Below are 1,677 nucleotides of genomic sequence, written 5' to 3'. Positions count from 1 at the left end.
AAAGCCCGACTCGACGGTTTCGTCGAAGCCGGGATCATGCGCCGCCACAAGTACTCCGAGCAGCCCGAACTGTATGAATATCTGCTGACCGACAAGGGGCGCGCGCTCGCGCCCGCGCTGGTCTCACTCTCCGAATGGGGCGACCGGTGGGCGACGGACGGGGAGCCACCGATCCTCTACACCCACTCGGTGTGCGGCACCGGAATCACCCAGCAGACGGTATGCGGCCACTGCGGCCGCGTGGACGACCCGACCGAGATCCAGGCCACGATCGGACCCGGTATGCCCCCGAAAGGGCGTTGGTAAGTGCCTGTTCCTGAAACGCAGCTACAGCTGCTTTCGAACTCCGGTCCCGACGACAACTAGCAGGCGCGACTCGGTTCCACGGCCGCAAAGGTGATCCTCTTTGCAACGCGAGGCGGACCCTGCACACCGGCGCCGGGCTGCTCACCGACAAACAGACGAACCGACTCGCAAACCTATTCGCAGCCGATGAGCACGTCGAGGTCGATGCGACCTGGGCCGTCTATTAACAGGGCGCCCGCTAAGACGGAATCGCCCGCTCGGCGTATTGCGGTCTTGAGCTCTGCGCAACGAGACTGAAGCGTATGAACACCACCTGGCCGATGCCCCCGATCACCGACCGTGCCAGCTGGCAGGTCCAGATCGACGAACTCCGAGCACGAGAGAAGGCCAATACTCGCGAACGCGATGCCATCGCAGCAGCCCGCCGACGGCTGCCGATGGTCGAGGTCAACGCCACCACACCCCTCGAAGGGCAGAACGGGACGACGCCGCTCATCGAGGCATTCGAAGGGCGCAGACAGCTCATCGCCTATTACTTCATGTGGCATCCGGGTCGCCCGGCCGCCGAGCAGTGCGGCGGCTGCACTTGGTGCGGGAGCCAAGTCCGCGAGCTCTCCTATCTGCATTCGCGAGACATCACCTACGCGATCTTCTGCAAGGGCCCGTATGCCGAGAGTGTGCGCTACCGCGACTTCCTCGGCTGGAAGACCCCCTGGTATGCCGTCCCCCGGGCCTCGCAGGAGACGCTCCTCGTCGACCGCGACATCAGCATGATGTATCTGATCAGCTACCTGCGCGCCGGCGACCGCGTCTTCGAGACATACTGGACCACTCGGCGGGGCATCGAGGCGCTCGACAACAGCTACGCGCTGATGGACTTGACCCCATACGGCCGCCAGGAGCCATGGCAGGACGTGCCCCCGGGGTCGCCCCAGCAGGAGTGGCACCACGCGGGCGGGAACGTCAACGGCCGACCGATCCCCCACTGGCCGCGACTGGCCGCCGGCCATGCGGACCTAGTCGGCGACTAGGTCTGCGACGGCGTACCTCTGCCTCCCCGAGATGAGCGAGGCCGTTTGATGGTTCATGGTCACACGATGACCTGCCCGGGCGCGACGAGATGGTGGTCATGTTGGAACAGGGCGCGGGTGACCTCACATTCTCCGATCTTGGGATCGCTGCCTGGGCCTGGGAAGACGGAGTCGCCCGGCCCTCGGACTACGGCTGTTAGGTGATCCCGCAGATCATCGTCCGGTGGAGTCAGTCTGTCCAACGAATCGCGGCGGCCGGCAGTCGTCGCACGACCACGGGACCAGACTGCGGCTCATCGCCGTCGAAGATGTCGGAATGGGGCTGCCGCTCGGGCCCTTG

General features: G+C 65.4%; 2 protein-coding genes and 1 pseudogene. All 3 read left to right on the top strand.

From position 1 onward, the window contains the following. Positions 1-306 (top strand): winged helix-turn-helix transcriptional regulator (locus ELR45_RS17675; protein WP_240759826.1); only part of this gene is annotated, 306 nt, incomplete at its 5' end. A gap of 77 nt (positions 307-383) precedes the next feature. Further along, a pseudogene (locus ELR45_RS17670) lies at positions 384-530 on the top strand (ISL3 family transposase); the annotation flags it as partial. Positions 531-608: 78 nt separating this feature from the next. After that, positions 609-1,337, top strand: coding sequence for a DUF899 family protein (locus ELR45_RS17665; RefSeq protein ID WP_205856790.1), 729 nt, complete (start codon positions 609-611; stop codon positions 1,335-1,337). The last annotated feature ends 340 nt before the right edge of the window (positions 1,338-1,677 follow it).

It is taken from the genome of Phytoactinopolyspora endophytica, assembly GCF_004138495.1.
Lineage (GTDB): Bacteria > Actinomycetota > Actinomycetes > Jiangellales > Jiangellaceae > Phytoactinopolyspora > Phytoactinopolyspora endophytica.
This window is presented reverse-complemented; position numbering and strand designations above follow the sequence as displayed.